Consider the following 18,840-nt stretch of genomic DNA (forward strand, 5'->3'; position numbering starts at 1 on the left):
GAATAATAAAAACTATTTCACACAGCGAGCAGAAAGTTGTATACTGTAATGCAGGACTAATTTTCAAGCATTTACAGGCAACCATTTGAACAACCATTCCGTCCTATAAATGACCGGAATTTTGAAACTGTATTAAATGAAGTTATTCAATTTATTGGTAACGAATGCAGGCAAAATGCGTGAAACAAATTATACAACAATCAAACAATGAGATATAGCTTTTTTGAAAGTGAAGGAGAAACGATCATGACAAAATCAATCTGTGTCGTTGGCTTAGGATACATCGGTTTACCAACGGCGGTAATGTTCGCAAATCACGGCGTAAAGGTACATGGTGTTGATGTGAACCCGGCAGCTGTGAAAAGTATTCAGGATAAACAACTACATATTGAGGAGAACGGCTTACAGGAGCGCTTGAACAAGGCGGTGGATGAAGGCTTTTTAACGGCATCAACGACACCGGTCGCTTCAGATGTGTATATTGTCGCGGTACCGTCACCGATTAATCCGGACAATACAGCGAATTTAGAATATGTTCGTCAAGCAACAGCTTCAATCGTACCTTTCGTGAAAAAAGGCGATTTAGTTATTTTAGAATCAACAGTACCACCAAAAACAGTGGAAAATGTGATGCTGCCTGAATTAGTGAAGTCTGGTCTGGAAATCGGGACAGAACTATTTGTAGCCCACTCTCCAGAACGCGTTATTCCGGGCCGTATTTTTGAGGAGCTTGTAAACAATGACCGTATTGTCGGCGGGATTTCACAAAAATCAGCAGAGCTTACGAAAGAACTGTACGAAACATTTGTTAAAGGCACGATCCATTTAACAGATGCAACCACAGCAGAATTAGTAAAAGTAATGGAAAACACATACCGTGACGTGAACATTGCTTTTGCGAACGAATTAGCTAAAATGGCGGAGAAGCTGGATGTGAACATTTGGGAAGCGATTAAATTTGCGAACTATCACCCACGTGTAAACGTCCATTTTCCGGGACCTGGTGTAGGCGGTCACTGTATCGCGGTCGATCCTTGGTTCTTAGTTGAGTTAGGCGGGGAACAAGCCCAAATCATTCATTTATCACGTAATACGAACGATTCAATGCCAAGCTTCACAGCACAAAAAACACAGGCGATTTTAAATAAAAACGGTATTGCAGGAGCAACAGTTGCTGCATTAGGTTTAGCATTTAAAGGAAATGTAGATGATATGCGTGAAAGCCCATCGACAATTGTAATCGATGAGTTGGAGAAACTAGGCTTAACTGTTGTTTCACATGACCCGCACATTAAGCAAAACAAACATAAAACACAAACACAAAGCATGCAGGAAGCGTTGGAGCAAGCTGATATTTTAGTGTTCCTGACAGATCACAAAGAATTTAAAGAGCTGGATCCGTCTACATTAAATGCGAAAAGCAAAATCGTATTCGATACGAAAAACTGCCTAAATCGCGAAGCATGGGAAAAAGCAGGCTTCCAGTTCCACTTACTTGGGGATGCGAAGAACTAATATTGAAAACTTGGCAGTGCGTCTAACACGTACTGCCTACTGTTTTTTATAAATGGAATTTAAAGAAGGGAAGACTATATATGAAAGAAACCGTACTCGGCATTCAAGTAAATACCGAAAGCTATGATGAACTGCTACCGAAAGTATTTGATCAAATCGAGAAACAGCAAAAATCATTAATCGTGGCCATTAATCCTGAAAAAATTATTAAAGCAAAAGAAGATCAGGCGTTAAAGACACTTCTTAATAACGCAGAGTTTCAAATTCCGGATGGAATCGGTGTGATTTTGGCTTCGAAGATTCAAAAAGGGCAAATTACATCACGCGTAACGGGTGTCGATATGATGCTACGTTTATGTGAAGAAGCAGCACAGCGTAAAAAACCGATTTTCCTTTATGGAGGGAAACCGGGTATTGCCGATCAGGCAGCGAAAAAATTACAAGAACTCTACCCATCTATCCAGATTGCAGGTACTCAGGACGGCTATGAAAAAGATAATCAAAAAGTCGTGGCTAAAATTAATGAAGCGAAGCCGGATCTACTTTTTGTGGCTATGGGATCGCCAAAACAGGAAAACTGGATTAATGCAAACCGTGATCAGCTTCACCCGACAATCTATCAAGGTGTTGGCGGGTCGTTTGACGTATTGGCAGGCAATGTGAAAAGAGCACCAGAAGCTTTCCAAAAAGTGGGGATGGAGTGGTTTTACCGTTTAATGAAGGAACCGCACCGGATTAAACGCCAAATTGCACTACCTTTATTCTTATTGGAAGTAGCACGTGGAACGAAAAACAACAAGTAATCGAAAAAAAATAGTGTAATCTTTGTAATATATGATTGTTTATTTGTAATGTTAATGATACACTAAATTCAGTAGTGAGATTTCCTCTACGATATATATTAAATTTTAACTTTTCCCTGCAAGGAAAAAACTCGGTTGGTAGCCCGAGAAAAAGGCTTTAGCATTTAGATGCTAAAGCCTTTTTCTTTTTGTCATTTTGTCGAATTTTAGCGAAATAGTTCTATAAATTTGTATAAAACATACACTAATTTGGTAGGAAAAAAAGGGGTAATAAAAATAATAATTATATTACAAAAGTAATATATTAGTAATATATGTAATCTATAATTCCAGTAAAATCCTTGGTATTAATAGATTTTATATCCAAAAATAATCCTTTAATTAGGTTTACAAACCATATATTGCCTTAAAATTTAATTATATTAAAATAACTATCGGGATTTATCTCTAAAGAAAATGTTGTATTTATGAGTATATGTATGTCATAATTAAAGAAATTTTAAGTTATCTGAAATATATTTACGGTCTAAAATCTTGTAATCTAATAAGACAGGCTATTAATGGATTTATTGGCAAAAAAAGATTGACATAGTAAATGTATACTACTAGAATTTATGTGTAGTTAGTTTTTCTGCACATTTTTCGTGTGGGTAACTAAAATATTATTTTCACTTATGAGGAGGAAATTTTTCAATGGCTAACCAACCAAAGAAATACAAAAAATTCGTAGCAACTGCTGCGACAGCTACATTAGTAGCATCTGCAATCGTACCAGTAGCATCTGCTGCATCATTAACGGATATCGCTGGTAACACACACGAAGAAGCGATCAACTCTTTAGTTGATGCAAAAGTAATCTCTGGCTACCCAGATGGTACTTTCCAACCTAACAAAACGTTAACTCGTTCTGACGTAGTTAAATTATTAGGTAAATACTTAGAATCAAAAGGTCACGAAGTACCTGCTGACTACAAAACAAACGTACGCTTCAATGACTTAACTTCAGCTTCAAACGATGAGTTATTAAAATATGCTGCAGTAGTATATGATGCAGGCGTATTCAACGGTTCTAACGGAAACTTATTAGCTGGTGACAACATCACTCGCGAAAACATGGCTGTTGTATTAGTTCGTGCATTCGATACTTTAAACAACATCGACCTAGTTTCTTACGTACAAGATCAAGATTACAAAAAAGATGTTAAAGATCTTTACACTGCAAAATCAGAAGCACGTTCTGCTATTGAAGTTCTTGACTTCTTCGACATTACAAACCCAGCAGTATCGAACTTCAATCCAAAAGGTTCAACTACTCGCGGTCAATTTGCTACATTCTTATACAAAACAATCAACACTGACTTCTCAGCTGTAACTGGTGTTGCAAACAGTGCTGTATCTGAAATTAAAGCGATCAACAACACAACTGTTGAAGTAACATTCAAAGATGCTGTTGATAACATCGAAGCTTTAGACTTCACTATTGAAGGTCTTGAAGTGAAAAACGCTGTTGTTAAACAAACAGACGCTAAAACAGTTGTATTAACTACTGCTGCTCAAACTGGTGATACTGTTTACACTTTAAATGTGAACGCTGCTAAAGCTGGTACATTCAAAGGAATCTCAGCTGTAGTACCTACAGCAGTAACTATGACAACACCATCTGTACAAGGTAAACTTGGCCAACAAGTAACTGTTAAAGCTCAAGTAACTGTAGCTGAAGGTCAATCTAAAGCTGGTATCCCAGTAACATTATACGTACCAGGTTCAGCTGATGGAATTAAAGCACCTGTAACTGTTGAAGCAATTACAAATGCTGAAGGTGTAGCAACTCATACTTACACTCGTTATGCTGCAACTACTGATGCAGTGACTGTATATGCAACTGGTGATCGTTCTAAATTCGCAACTGGTTATGTATTCTGGGGTGTTGACACAATCCTTTCAATTACAGAAGTAACTGAAGGTGCAACAGTTAACAACGGAGCTAACAAAACTTACAAAGTTACTTACAAAAACCCAACAAGTGGTTTAGTTGAAGCTAACAAAACTTTAAATGTTTCGTTTGCAGAAAACATCAATGTTACTGCTGATAAAGTGAAAAACGCATCAGTTAACGGTGTCAATGTTAAACAATTAAGCAACGGTACGGTTGTAGAAGCTGCACAAATTACAACTGACTCTAAAGGTGAAGCTACTTTCACTGTTTCAGGTACAAATACTGAAGTAACTCCAGTTGTATATGTTGGAGAAACTATTTATACTTCTTCAAACAGTAATGTAGTATCAGGCCACAGCAAAAAATATGAAGCTTCTAGCTTACAAGCAACAGCTCCAAAAGTTAAATTCGCTGCTGTACAAGCTGATTACACAATCGAGTTGACTCGTGATGGTGGGGAAGTTGCTGCAATTGGTCACCTAAACGGACGTAAATACAATGTATTAGTTAAAGGCAAAGACGGAAAAGTTGCTGCTAATGAAGTAGTAAACGTTGCATTCAATGAAGATATTGACCGTGTAATTGGTACTGAAACTTCTGCAGAATTCATTCAATTAAATGATGATGGCGATAAAGTTGGATACCGTGGTGACAAAATTACGGTTAAAACAAACTCTAAAGGTGAAGCAAGCTTCTACATCGGAAACAATGTATTAAACTCTTATGCTACACCGGTTGCTTGGATTGATATCAATAGCGCTAATGCTAAAGAAGGTCAATTAGACGAAGGCGAACCAACTATTGTTGGACAAATCTCTTACTTCCAAAACCCATATGTTGATGGTGCTGGTATCAAGGTAACAGATAGAGCTGGTAAGAAAAAGACTAAGTTTGATAATGAAGGACCTGCAGTATTCAATGTGAACTTAACAAACCAAAGCGGTGAAGAGTACATTCTTGGTACTGGCGAGTCAATCAGATCAGTATCATACACAGTATTCAATACTGGTGCGAACGATGTATACGTTATGGAAGGTTCTAGCAAACGTGTAATCTCTCCTAACCGTAGCTATACATTAACTAACTTCGGTACTGGCAATTTAGAGGTATTCTCTGATGAAGGTAAATCGACTTCAGTTAAAGTTGTAGCAACAGGTGTTGCTAGATACTATGACGAAGATTTAAGAACAATTAAGGACTTTAACTTCAATGCTAAAGAAGCAACTGCAACATTCACAAACTCTGTAACAGTTACAGCACCATATACTGGTTATGTAACACAATTTAACGCAGCTGATTCGGGTTCTAACAGCAACTCATTATGGTTCGCTGATAAAAATCCTATTAAATATACAGGTGATAACGTTAAGTACTACGGTGCAAACGGTAACGAAATCTTTGGTGAACAAGCATGGGAAAACTACTTAACTACATTAGTAGGTAAAGGTATCCAAGTTTCTTACAGCAAAGATGGAGACAACACATTATTTAAAGTTGTTTCTGTAATCGATAACCCAACTGCTGGTACTGGATTAGTAAAATTAGGAACAACAACACCACCAGCACCTGAATTTACTTCAACAACTAATGTTGCAACTGTAAATGATGTAAATACTTTAGGTTTAGTTGGTACAACAGCTACTTCTTCAGATACATCAGTAGCAACAGTAGCAATTGCAGATGGTAAAATTGCAATTACATCTGTAAAAGCAGGTAATGCAACAATTACTGTTAAAGCTGGCGAAAAAGAAGCAACAATTCCTGTAACAGTAGCTGCTAACGGTGCAATTACTTTAGGAACAATTACAAAAGCTCCAGTAGATGAGGTTACGGACGTGTTAGTTAATACAATTGAAAATATCGATATTAAAGAACCAATGGCTGGATTTGTTGGTTTGACAATCAAGCTTGATGAAGCAGTTAAAGCTGGTTTAAAAGTAACAGAAGCATCTACAGTAGTAGTTACTTTAGCGAATGGTACTGTTAAAGAGGCAGCTTACACAGCTTCGACTGAAGGTTTCACATTTGCATTCCCTGGATCAACTCAAGATGCAGTAAAAGCAGCTAAAGTTACGGTTAAATAATTATATTAAACTAATTTAATCGAAATATTTAAATAGCCTCATTATATTTAAGTGTAGTGAGGCTATTTAATACTATTAGGAGGAATAAAAAAAGATGGCAAAATCAAAGAAATTAGCTAAACTTGGTATCGCAGCAGCAGTGGGTTCTGTAGCTATCGTCGCTCCAGTTGCTACACAAGCAGCTGAAGTAGCTCTTGACCCAGCAAAAGTAGCGTTTAACGTAGATGGTCAAGTGAAAATTATCTCAGCAGAGCAGTATATTCTAGCAATGATGGGCACTGAGCCAACTATCTTAGCTGCAATCACAAATGAAGCTGGGACAGTAGGTACTCCAACAGCTGTTTTTATTGGTGAAAAGTATATTTCTGCAGAGGCATATATTCTTGCCTACATGAGTGGAACAGCAGTTACTCAAGATGAAATCGATGCAGCTGAAAAAGCTCCAATTGATGGTGCCCTAGAGTTAGTAGACGGTGAGTGGAAAGAAGTAGACCAAACTCCTGAAGAAAATTCAAACGAAACGTTTTTCTATAACTTGGCTGCCTAAGCTAAGGAAATGAAAGGATACTTAGAATAAGTATCTAACTGTTATCTAGAATTACTCAGTGTAATTCTGAGTCATGATCAACAGCCCAAGATCATGTGCCTAATCCTCCTGCATCCAGGAGGCGTCTAACAGCGCTGAGGGGTGAAGTCAGGTGAAGTCGTACTCGAAGGTCGGAAAAGAAGTCGAGGCGGGGCTCCAAAATATAACTATGGCTAGGTTGACGAATCCATGTTGAAGTTCTATAAGTGAGTAATTATCGCGTATTGCTAGGAGTTCGATAATTATCGTTTAATCTGTAATGATTAAATTGCTCATTGTATAATTGGCTGTTAAACAATGTGTCCTTATAGTGGAGAGTGGAAGCCTAAGGTTATGTATGTAAGGATATAGATAATGGAACGTTTGAAGTTTTTACCGGAGAGGCTTGTTAGGGCCGATGACACAGTAAAAATGGCAGCAGATCCGTAGTAGTGTGGAAGGACTGCCGTTTGTATTGTTGTAGTAATACAACAAGAGGATAAAACAGTCCCGAGCGAAGGGATCTAGTCAGTAATAATTATTTATTTCCCCAAAATAAATTATTATATCTGATGGCACGCCGTATGCGATGAAAGTCGCACGTACGGTGTAGGCTCCAAGTGAAATTTATGAAGCAATAATTATAAGTGATGCTCATAATATAAGCGGAGAATAGCGAGTTAGAAACTGCGAAGGCAGCTTTAGAAGCATTAGTTGAAAAAGCAACAGCTATCGAAGGTCTAGAAGAAGCAGTAGCTACAGCGCAAGCAGTATTAGACAATGCTGATGCAACATTAGCAGAAGTTACTGAAGCAACTGCTACTTTACAAGCAGCTTATGATGAAGCAACTACTCCAGTAGACGAATTGGTAGTTGAGTCTGTAAGTGCGATTAACGCTAAAACTTTAGAAGTAACATTTAACACTGAAGCTGATGTAACTGCAGCTGATTTTTCAGTGAAAAAAGGTTCAGTAACTACTAACGTCTCTGAAGTTGTTATTGCTGAAGACAAAAAATCTGCAAAAATCGAGTTAGCGGCAAAATTATCTGAAGGTGAATACACAATATCTGTTAAAGTTGGCGAAGAAACATTAACTGGTACAGTACAAGCTGAAGATGAAAAATTAGATAAAATTGAAATTTTATCTGATGTAGCTGCATTAGTATTTGATGCAAATACTGATGATGATGGTTTAGATGATGAGTACTCAGTAAAAGTTGGTGTTCAAGCTCTTAACCAATACGGAGAAGACATTACAAAAACATCTACATTGAAAGCAACAGCTTCTGGTGCAATTGTAGCAAATTCAGCTGCTGATGTTACAAATAATGAAGTAACTGTAGAATTAAAGAATTCAGTGAAAAAAGACGATACATTCGTATTAACAATCGTTGATGAAACTACTGGTGTAGTAGCTACTAAAACAGTTAAAGTTTCTGATGTAGCTGTTGTATCTACTGTAGAAGTTGGCGAACTATATAATAAAGATGGTAAAACTTTATCACAAGACACTAATACTACAGACGATACATTCTATTTACCTGTAACATTAAAAGACCAATATGGTAATAATGTTAAAAATGCTTCTGCTGATGCGTTAGTAATCGCTGGTGTAAACACTGCAATCGCAACAGTTGGCGCATTAACAACAGCTACAATTGATGGTGAAGAAACGTTAGTATTACCAGTAACAATTGCTGGAAATGCATTAGCTGGTACAACTCCAGTAAACTTAGTAGTAGCAGCAACTGGTTCATCTGCGCAAACATCAGTAACAGTAGCACCAGGAAAATCAATTGCTACAATCACTTTAGGTGCACCTTCTAACGAAGTAGTGGCAGAAGGCGAGTCTATTAACTTCCCATTAACAGTTTTAGATAACGAAGGAAACGAAATCAAAACTGTTAAAGCATTAAAAGCATTAAAAGACGGTCGCGGATTTGACGCATCTACAGAAGATAAAATTACTGAAAAAGAAGGCGTATTATACTACTCAACGACAGCTCCAGCAAATTCATTAACAGTAGTAGTACAAACTGAAAATGGTAAAGTAGCTACACGTACAGTTTCTGTAAAAGCAGCAGCTAAAGTAGCAGCAATCGTAGGCTTAAATGCAAAAGATACAACACCATTAACAACAAGCTTCCGTTCTGATGATGAAGCAGGTAAAACATTTACTACAGACAGCTTCGTATTCCAAGATCAATACGGACGTACAATCAAATCTGATTCTAGCTTATTAGATAATGTAAAAGTAGAAGCAGAAAATGGAATTACAGAAGATGGTAAAAATCCATTTGTTATTGACAATGATGCTGGAACTATCACTTTAAATGACGCAGATACGGTAACAGCATTATCAGATACAATTACATTCAAAGTACTTGTAGATGATGTAGAAGTAAAAGGTAGCGAATTTGAACAAAAATTCACTATTGCTGACGTATCTACATTTATAGAAGGTTCATTCACAGTTGAGCCATTAAAAACTGTTTACGTAACTACAGAAGGTTATACAGTTGTAGGTGATCGTTATGCGACTGATGCACCAGTTGTAAAAGGTAAAACTAAAGCTGGAGATGTAGTAACATTAAAAGCTTCTGAATATTCAGTAGCAAAACCAACTTTAAACGAAAACTTCTTCAAAGATGCTGAAGGTAAAGTAGTTACTGAAAAATCAGCTGAAATCGTTGTAACAATCAACGAAACTGGTGAAAAAATTACTGTACCAGTAACCTATTCAACAGCGGCCTCAAAAGTACAAACTGTAGCTGCTTATGAAGTAGGTACTAAGAAAGCAACTACAAAAGCGACAATCGAAGGCGACACAGTTAATTTAGCTGACGTTTTAGCAGCAGTAGATGTAAAAACTAAAGACCAATATGGTGTAGAATCAAATGCGCTAGATGCAGCTGATGCAGTAACATTCCAAAAAGTTACTGGTGATGCAACATTCACAAATAATGGTACAGATGAAGCAACAGTAACAGAAGCTGAAGATGGTGCAGTAGTGCGTGCAATCATCGAAGTAGATGGCAAAACTGTAACTGTAGAACTTACATTTGAAGCAGCAGAAGTTAGTGGTGAAGAACCAGGAACTGAAGAACCAACAGAAGTAACTCCATTCGAACTTACAGTTTCTTCATCAGTAACAGCCCAAGAAATTGGAACTGAAGTATATACTGTAACTAAAGCTGGAACAACAGCAACTGTAGAAGCAGATGGAGAAGGCGAATTAGTAATTACATTTGCTAATACAGGTTCAGGTCAAACTGAAGCTGCAGTTACAGAAGCTGATCTAGGTAGTGAATTCACACTTACTTTATCAGATGATACATCATATACAGTAACAAAAGTTGGATCTACTTGGACATTGACAAAAACTCTTTAATAAAAGTAAACGAAACGTTACTTCATAATCTAGTAAACTAGTGAAAGAAGTGAAGATGACACCTCATGATTAAAGAACTTGGTCAAGTCAAGTTCTTTAATCACGGGGTTCATTTTTAACTATTACTTCCAATAAGTAGGTGTAATCCCTACTTTTGCTAAACAGTCAAATAAGCAAGTGCCTAATCCTCCTGGGTCCAGTGATGCGCTGATACGCAAAAGGGGCTAAGTCAGGTGAAGTCGTACTCGGTAGTGCCGAGGCGGGGTTCTTTAAAAGACAACTATGGTCAGGTAGACGAATCCATGTAGGTAGGGTGAGTTAGTGTATGTCGCGAAATTAAGCTAGGAGTTCGGTATACATCCTACTATATTAAATGATGGTATGGAGATCAGGACAATTGACTGTTAAACTGTTCTTTCTCACTCCTAGATAGTGGAGACCTAAGGTTGTCAAAAAAAGGGATGGAAGTAATGGAACGTTTGAAGTCTTGCTAGAATAGGTGTATCAGTACCGATGAAGCTAGTAAGATGGCAGCGGGTTCATAGTAGTGTTGATCGCTAGCCGTTTGGACTTGCATGGTAACATGTGAGAAGGGAAAAACTAGCGGGAGCGAAGGAACCCAGTCAGTAGTATTTATTCAATAAGCTTATTTCCCCAAATTTAAGCTTATCAATTTTATAGTAGGACCAATCATGTAACAGTGGTTGGTCTCTCTATTTACCATTTATATAGGTATATTTTCTTGGTTAAATATTACTGTTAAAATGTAATTATATGTAATGGTTGAGTCTACGGAGGAGAATAATTACTGTTGATGGCACGCCGTATGCGGTGAAAGCCGCCTGTACGGTGTAGGCTCGTTATAAGGCATAAGTATGTGTATAAGGCGAGAATAGCGAAGAAGAATTAGCAGCAAAACAAGCTCTAACAAATTTATTAGCAACTGCAAAAAACACTTCAGTAGGAAATGTTACTAACTTTAAGGATATTAAAACATTAACTGTAACAGGTACTACTATTACTGGTGATTTTACAGTAAATGATGATGTAAAAGCTGGGGTAAAAAGAATTTATGATGGTTTAGCAGCTCGAGTAGCAGATAACGGAAACTTAGCAGATCAAGGTGCGACAGACGAGAATGGTGTATTGACTGCTGTAAAAGGTAAAACACCGATTGCTTACTCGGTAGATTCCTATGTAATGAATACTATGGCTCGTTACTTACGTGCATTGGGGTTAACTGTAGACACTCCAGTAACAGAAATTAAATTTGGAGAGGTTACTTATACATTTGATACATCTTCAAGTGCATGGAAAAAAGGTGAAGATACATTAGTTTCAGCGGTTGTAGAGGCACAAAATTCAGCAATTCAAAACGTGACATTTACATTAGTAGACGCTGATGGATATTCAGTAGATGTTAATTTTATTGCTACTGGTGTTGATATTCACTTGGACTCTTATGGATATGAGAAAATTACAATTATTGAATAATTGTAATTTCGTGCAACGATTGCACAAACAATCCTAACAATTGTCTACAATTAAAGAATGAAAAATTGCTCTACATGGCTTCGGCTGTGTAGAGCTTTTCTTTTTGCCCTTCAGCCTGCGCTCATGTTCAGAGCCGTAACAATGCATTTTTGAAATACTTAATATTATTATGTAGTAGTATAATGATGCCTTTCATTCCAATTGGAGTGAAGGGCTATTTCTATTTCAAGGAGGAATTCATAATGGAAGAAAATCAAAAGAAACAACCAGCCAAACGCATTCAGCTAGTAGATGTTGTACTAGAAAGAAAAGGATCGCAACTGTTCAGTGGCAGACGTGTGCGCTCACCAGAGGATGCCGCAAACATCATTCGTGACTTCATCGGTGACAGCGACAGAGAGCGCTTTGTGGTGCTAGGAATGTCAACGAAGAATGAGCCACAGGTGCTACAAGTCGTTCACACTGGCTCAATCAATGCATCAATCGTACATCCGAGAGATGTCATGAAAGCGTTAATTTTAGCAAATTGTGCAAGCTGCGTAGTAGGGCATAACCATCCTTCCAATGATGTAACACCATCACCAGAAGACATTGAAGTGACTGAAAGATTAGTAGAAGCAGGTAAAATACTTGGCATTGATGTTCTTGACCACGTAATTTTGTCATCGAATACATTTCTATCATTAAAAGAGAAAGGCTATATGTAAAGGGGTGTTCTACATGAATGTATTTAAGCGATTAGCAGAAGTGATGTTAGAAAAGTACGGTATCTCTGTTCCCCTTAGTGAAGTAGGAATGGAATCTGTCACCTTGTATAAAGAGGAGTTTGATGAAAACTTAGTACCAGCAGGAGTTATTGACCATTTAGAAGGTCCAATTGAAACAGAAATTGCTAGTTACACGGATGAAAATAGTGATGAATTCCTTGTGATTTTAGTGGAAACGGATTCTGTTGATCCTTATGAAGTTTGGTTACTGAATGGTGAAGTTCAACATGATTTTTTAGATACGGTTGAATAATCAACTCGCGACATTTCTAACGAATAACTCACGTCAAAAGTAACCATCTAAATTAATGAAATTGTAAAGTTCATGCCGCACATGGTATGAGCTATTTTTGTGTGCTTAAAAACTGACGTCATTAATATAAAACTGTAGTGAGTGGTCACATGAAAGGAGGTGATCTTCATGTGGGAAAAACTTTTAGTAAGCGCACTGATTGCAGTTTTAACAACCGTGGCAAGTGAGTTAACGAAAGAAACAAGCGATGAAAAGAAGGATAGTGAATCGAAGTAACGTGTAAAATGCGTTGCTTCTTTTTTTATTTTAGGAGGCAACAAAGGATGCAAAACCAAAGACTAAATCAATTTCGCATATGGCTAGAAGAGGATGGAAGAGCTATATCCACTGTCTGCAGTTACGTGAGTGATGTGAGTAAATTCAATCAGTATTTAATGGAGAAAAATGTAGATTTAGCTGTACCGCTTAGTCGCTTCTACTTTACCAGTTATATGAAGTATCTCGAAGCAGAAGGAATGGCGATTAGTACTCGTAATAAAAAGGTGAATTCTCTGAAGGTGTACAATGATTGGTTGTTTAGAAACAGAATGGTCGATGAAATTTTCATCAGCATCAAAAAAGATAAAGTAAAGGTTGCCCATGGTTCAGAAGCAGAAGTAAGCGTATTGAATGACAAACAGGTGGAGCAGTTTCTTTTCTACCTAGAAAAAGAAACACAACGAAATAAGCTAATAGGCTACCTACTACTGTACACAGGAATTCGAGTAAGCGAACTTGTCCACATTCAGCTAACAGATGTTGATCAATTGACTTCCCATCTCACGGTAAGGGGAAAAGGTGGAAAAGTACGAGAAATTCCACTGCGAAAAGATGTGCTTGAAGTCATGAAACAGTACATCAAAGGTGAACGAATGCAAAGTAAATTTGCAGATAGCCCCTATCTCCTTCTCAGTCAACGAGCAGAAAAGATGCACAGGGATGCAGTCAGAAGATGGCTTGAAGAAACAGGTAGAAACCTTGGGTTTCACATCCATCCACACATGCTAAGACATACATTTTGCACAAGATTGATTAGAAATGGTGCTGAAATTAGTACTGTTTCCAAACTAGCTGGTCATGCAGGCATCAATATGACAGTCAAATATTACATCAATACATCAAAAGAAGAGAAGCAGAATGCTGTCGATCTCTTATAAGCGAATTGAAAGAAGGGTTACAAAATGAAAATCATTCACTGTTTAAGTGATATTGAGAACCTTAGAATTGAAAATCAACTACCTAAACCACTAATAAAAGCAATTGAACATGACTTTTTAGCAATATATGAAGAAGAACCAGATGATGTTTACTTGTTAAATTTCCGCTTGCCATTAGTGCAAGCTCTTTTTATTTTTGAAGCAGGAGATGATGTACTTGCTAAACTAAATGATCCATTTACTACGGAATATATAGAAAAAATTGTGAAAGATAAATTGGAATATTATCGCTGTGGATTACGAAAAGGAATTTCTATGCAACTTTACTATTCATTAAAGAATATTCATAATGCAGAAACGGAGGAATGGCTTCGTGACCAATCTGAATGGAATGAATGGATTAATGATTTATGATGTTTGAACAACCCAGCAAATAATTTTTCATGACAAAAGCAATTGCCGAGGAACTATCAGTTGAACACCAACAATTCATACTGAAATATATTTTTGAAAAGTACGAACAATTATCAGACTACCTACAAATCTTCGAATTCTATATTGTTGATGACCAACAATGGCTCATACAACGACAGGAAGAACCAGAACAGGAAACCACAATTTATGTTGAAATAGAAACAGCTGTACCAATCAATCGAAAAGTATGGGTGATGGATCAAGAAGACCATGTCATGATACTTTTTCCTGAAGATTATTAATGAATTATAGGTAAACGTTTCAAATAGCAATTCAAATAGTAAAATTAGAAACATCTGAATTAAAAATTCCAACGCTACAATTACATTTATTGTAAATTTATCATTGGAAGGAATTGAAATAAAAAATTAAAATTAACTATTATTTTCTTGAGTAATGCAATTTTTTAAGAATGAGGACTCATAATCGAAAACTGATTGTGAGTTTTTTTGATGTTCACAAAAAATACACATTTATAAAATCTTGTAAAAAACTGATATACATACTACTTTTAAACGGATTTCACTAATTTCTGATCTACGGGAGGGATTGTCCATCGACCCTTAAAATTTCTAAGCCGTTTAGAGCCCATTCACCATAAAATAATAAAATTAGTAAATCGTATCCATAATTTTACTTTTTGAAGCTTTTTGTTATTTTTACTAACATGCTAAAGCATTGCAACAATTTACCGTTGGAATTATATTTGGAATGTCGACGAACAAGTCGTACTTAAAACTCGTTGAATTATTTTTTTGGAGGTAAGAGGAAATGAAATTAAAAATTGATGAAGATTGGTTTTTGGAGTCTCTAGAATCAGATAATGTAGAAGTTAAGTTTTTAGCAAAGGCAGTTATTAAACTTGGGGCACAAGCTGCAACTAATATGGTTAATCAAAACCTTATTGATCCTCGTTTTACAGTTAGATTTGATTCAGATGATCCAGTATTATTATTTAATGATGATAATTATTCTTACTTGGCTTTAGATTTTCATATTCTAGTAGTAAATAAACCATCCCAAAAGTGGATGCAAAATGCCCTTAAAATAGAAGTTGAAAAATTATTTGATATACATGAAATTGAAGAAACAGAAATGCAATTTAAGTTTCATTTGAATCTAGATGAAGCACCTTATGCAAATTGTATTAAAGACATTATATCAAATATAAATGAAGAAATTGGTCCAATAGTTTTAAAGAAATTAGCAGCATTAGAAATTGAGGATTATCAAGTACAATTTTCGATTATGAAATTCTACTAATATTAGAAAAAGTCTACAAGCACAACTCTGAAGATTATACGGAATTGTATTAGCAGCAATATAACTAGAGTGCTAACAAGCGCTAACAATATACCATGGAGGTAAAGACGTAATGCAAAAAAATAAAATACCAATGTTAAATAATCGTAAGAATTTAATTCAAAAGAAGAATGATGTGATGTCAACCATTGATAATAACGACGTACTAGAAATGAAGAAAAAAGATACAGCATGGTCAGGAACACTTAAACCGATAAAACCGGCATCGAACCGATCCATTTCCAAAGGAGGTTGTTTGGGAGTTGTCAATAATTCAAACAGTAAACGGTCAGTAGTCTCCAAGGAAATCATTCGCAAATTCGGGTGTCCAGATAAAATCTTGTGTTCTATTGATGAGGATAAAGCTTTAGTACTTTCGGTTTGCACTGAAGATTCGAGCGATGGACATACACTAAGAGGTAAAGATGTTAAAAATGTTATTTATAGCGCAGCACTCGTTGAGAAAATAACTGAAATTTTTGAATTGGACTTTAGCAATTGTACAAGCCAAACCGTGGGGAACGTTGAGTATGTTACGGTGGAAGATCGCCTTTATGCGTATATTACAAAATAAAAAATCTTTGGATTGTGATACAGAAGTAGTTGCCGCTACTTCTGTACCTACCAAGTGTATATTGTTCAGATTCCTTTCAACTATAACAAACATTGAAAATAAAAAATAGACATATTGAGGTGTGTTCAATGCAAAATTTCTATCAAATTGTAGTCCATAATCCGGACAGTGAAACAGGTCATTGTAAAAGTATGTTACTAAAAGAATTATTAACTAACTACCAAACTAAAGGTGTTATTCATTTTAACCAATTTTCGAAAGAAGAAGTGGGTGGTTGGTGAGAATGCACTGAACTTTACTTCGATTTTTCCTCCCAAGAAGGATTGTCGATGCTTGCATGGACTCGAATTGATATTTTGCTCTGTGCTATGTACGGTGATGATTATAAATTTAGTACTCCTTTCCTTACTTAAAAGAGTCACAGTCTAATAGTTATATTCCAACATATATGAACCTAAAAGTAATCCTAATAAAATAACACAATAACACGATTGAGAAGGGCTATATCTCTTCTCAGTTAGGGGGAATAACATTGAAAGCAAAGCTAAAAGCTAAGCCAATATACAATATACAAGCTACAACCTTACCAAATCCTAAAGATGAAATATCCTTTGGTGATTTTGTAATAAAAAATCATGGTATTTATTTATGGAAAGAAGTGAAAGGCGATCAGCCAGATGAATTAACCTTTGTTTCATCCCTACTTTGGATTAATGAAATTAGGCAAAATAGTGAAACAAATGAAATCGAATATGACTTAATATTCCGATTTAAAAATGGTTACTATTCAACAGTAGTGTCTCGAAATATTTTAAGTGAAAAAGGGCTTCAATGCTTAATCCCAATAGGTGCAGATATCAATAAAAAAAACCAAGATATAGTATCAATGTTCTTACGATTCCAAGAACGGAAAGTAAAGAATACAAAACACACACATAAATCATTAGGCTGGTCTGATGTGAAAGAAGAGTTAGCCTATTATCATACAAAAAAACATAGTGGTTTTCAGAATGATACTTCTGAATATATTGGTAGTTTTGATATTCAACCGAAAGGAACATTTGAAGAGTGGTTTAAAATGGTAAAAGTTGATGTCATTGGACGAGTACCGCTTGAATTTGCATTAATTTGTGGATTTGCAGCTCCTGTACTATCCCTACTTTCACAATTAATATCACTCAAAGTCATTGTGGTCAGCTTTGTAGGGGAAAGCTCTACTGGTAAAACGATTAGTGCAAAACTAGCTGTAAGTCCGTTTGGTAATCCTGATAACGGAGGCCTGGTGGACAGCTGGAATAGTACGATCAACGCAATGATGAAAACACTCGCTAACAATAATGGAGTGCCAATCGTTTTTGATGAAGCATCAATTAAAGCAGGTCAGAACTTAACGTCTTCCATCTATCAATTTGCGGAAGGGCAAGAAAGGAAACGACTAGATTCAGAAAGTGAACTTCGTGAACTAGCAAAATGGATGACGCTTATCATCTTTACAGCTGAACACCTAATCATTGAAAACGCAAATCAAAATTCAGGGTTACGTGTACGTATTCAAGAGTACCAAGTGCCAAAATGGACAGATGATGCTGAACATGCCATCCGATTAAAAAATGCAGTTGAACAAAATTACGGTAATGCAGGTCCAAATTTTATTGATTTTCTAATTCGGGATTTTGATAAAGATCGGTATATCGCCATGTATGAACAGTGTCGTAAAGAAGTGGATGAAGCACTAATCGAAAGAGATGAGTTCTCTAGCCGACTAACTGAAAATTATGCTGTTTTTATTCTAACTGCAAAATTAGTGAATCAATGCTTCAATCTAGGTGTTAATGAAGATGCGCTCTTACAATTTATTGTTGAGCAAGACAAAGAAATGATGACAACACGAACACTTGAAGGTCGTGCAATAGATATCATTCAGCAAAACGTCTTAACTCATCAAACAAAATTTAGTATTGATGGTGGACAAGTTACAGGGACATTAACCTATGGAACGATTATACAAAAGGATGATTGTACAGAAGTAGCGATAGTGAAGAGTGTAATGGATGAATGGCTAACTGAAGCTAAATTTTCAAGTAAACAAGTGGTTTTAAAAACGCTTAAAGCCAATGGGTACTTAGATAATGAACAAGGTAAAAATACACGTACACGAAAAATACCCGTGATTAATCCTAATAAAGGTGAAGCTGATGAAACGACATCTTCTGAAAAAATGAGCAATAAGCGTGAAACTGTTTATGTATTAAAATTGCCAAAAGATTTACTGAATTTTCTGGAGGCAGAAAAAGCCGACATTCCTACTCTCAAAAAAACATATAAGCCAAAATCTAAATCCAATATGTTAGGTACTCTAAAAACTAGGTTAGAACCACCAACAATTGATGAGATATTAGATGACGATGATTTCTAAGTAGCAACAAATACATTACAAATAGGTGAAGCGATAGTGGTTTAAATCTATTCTTCACCTATATATTAT

General features: G+C 36.2%; 14 protein-coding genes. All 14 read left to right on the plus strand.

Annotated elements, in window-relative coordinates:
• Window positions 1–246: 246 nt before the first annotated feature.
• The 14 genes from MHB58_RS03180 to MHB58_RS03245 all read left to right on the plus strand — a co-directional run bounded on the left by MHB58_RS03180 (window position 247) and on the right by MHB58_RS03245 (window position 18,771).
• A complete protein-coding gene (locus MHB58_RS03180; RefSeq protein ID WP_014824716.1) occupies window positions 247–1,515 on the plus strand; it encodes a nucleotide sugar dehydrogenase in 1,269 nt (422 codons plus the stop codon).
• Window positions 1,516–1,595: 80 nt separating this feature from the next.
• Complete coding sequence (locus MHB58_RS03185) at window positions 1,596–2,318, plus strand: WecB/TagA/CpsF family glycosyltransferase (RefSeq protein ID WP_340734647.1); 723 nt, start codon at window positions 1,596–1,598, stop codon at window positions 2,316–2,318.
• Between the two features lie 693 nt (window positions 2,319–3,011).
• Window positions 3,012–6,338: an S-layer homology domain-containing protein gene (locus MHB58_RS03190; RefSeq protein WP_340734648.1), complete on the plus strand. Its 3,327-nt coding sequence runs from the start codon at window positions 3,012–3,014 to the stop codon at window positions 6,336–6,338.
• A 94-nt stretch (window positions 6,339–6,432) separates the two neighbouring features.
• Window positions 6,433–6,885: a hypothetical protein gene (locus tag MHB58_RS03195; RefSeq protein WP_340734649.1), complete on the plus strand. Its 453-nt coding sequence runs from the start codon at window positions 6,433–6,435 to the stop codon at window positions 6,883–6,885.
• Window positions 6,886–7,769: 884 nt separating this feature from the next.
• Window positions 7,770–10,295, plus strand: coding sequence for a hypothetical protein (locus MHB58_RS03200; protein ID WP_340734650.1), 2,526 nt, complete (start codon window positions 7,770–7,772; stop codon window positions 10,293–10,295).
• A 1,146-nt stretch (window positions 10,296–11,441) separates the two neighbouring features.
• Window positions 11,442–11,789: a hypothetical protein gene (locus MHB58_RS03205; protein ID WP_340734651.1), complete on the plus strand. Its 348-nt coding sequence runs from the start codon at window positions 11,442–11,444 to the stop codon at window positions 11,787–11,789.
• Between the two features lie 242 nt (window positions 11,790–12,031).
• Complete coding sequence (locus MHB58_RS03210) at window positions 12,032–12,496, plus strand: JAB domain-containing protein (RefSeq protein ID WP_340734652.1); 465 nt, start codon at window positions 12,032–12,034, stop codon at window positions 12,494–12,496.
• Between the two features lie 13 nt (window positions 12,497–12,509).
• The gene (locus tag MHB58_RS03215) at window positions 12,510–12,809 is read left to right on the plus strand and encodes a hypothetical protein (RefSeq protein ID WP_340734653.1); all 300 of its coding nucleotides are present in this window, start codon (window positions 12,510–12,512) and stop codon (window positions 12,807–12,809) included.
• A 323-nt stretch (window positions 12,810–13,132) separates the two neighbouring features.
• Window positions 13,133–14,005, plus strand: a complete 873-nt coding sequence (locus MHB58_RS03220; protein WP_340734654.1) for a tyrosine-type recombinase/integrase — start codon at window positions 13,133–13,135, stop codon at window positions 14,003–14,005.
• A gap of 24 nt (window positions 14,006–14,029) precedes the next feature.
• Window positions 14,030–14,419: a hypothetical protein gene (locus MHB58_RS03225; RefSeq protein ID WP_340734655.1), complete on the plus strand. Its 390-nt coding sequence runs from the start codon at window positions 14,030–14,032 to the stop codon at window positions 14,417–14,419.
• Between the two features lie 29 nt (window positions 14,420–14,448).
• Complete coding sequence (locus tag MHB58_RS03230) at window positions 14,449–14,721, plus strand: DUF960 family protein (RefSeq protein ID WP_340734656.1); 273 nt, start codon at window positions 14,449–14,451, stop codon at window positions 14,719–14,721.
• 529 nt (window positions 14,722–15,250) lie between these two features.
• Complete coding sequence (locus MHB58_RS03235; protein WP_340734657.1) at window positions 15,251–15,742, plus strand: hypothetical protein; 492 nt, start codon at window positions 15,251–15,253, stop codon at window positions 15,740–15,742.
• A 112-nt stretch (window positions 15,743–15,854) separates the two neighbouring features.
• Window positions 15,855–16,355, plus strand: a complete 501-nt coding sequence (locus tag MHB58_RS03240) for a hypothetical protein (RefSeq protein WP_340734658.1) — start codon at window positions 15,855–15,857, stop codon at window positions 16,353–16,355.
• A gap of 532 nt (window positions 16,356–16,887) precedes the next feature.
• Entirely contained in the window at window positions 16,888–18,771 is a 1,884-nt protein-coding gene (locus MHB58_RS03245) for a DUF927 domain-containing protein (RefSeq protein ID WP_340734659.1), read from the plus strand.
• Window positions 18,772–18,840: the final 69 nt, after the last annotated feature.

Origin of the sequence: Solibacillus sp. FSL K6-1554 (assembly GCF_038005185.1) — a bacterium.
Taxonomy (GTDB): Bacteria; Bacillota; Bacilli; order Bacillales_A; family Planococcaceae; genus Solibacillus; species Solibacillus silvestris.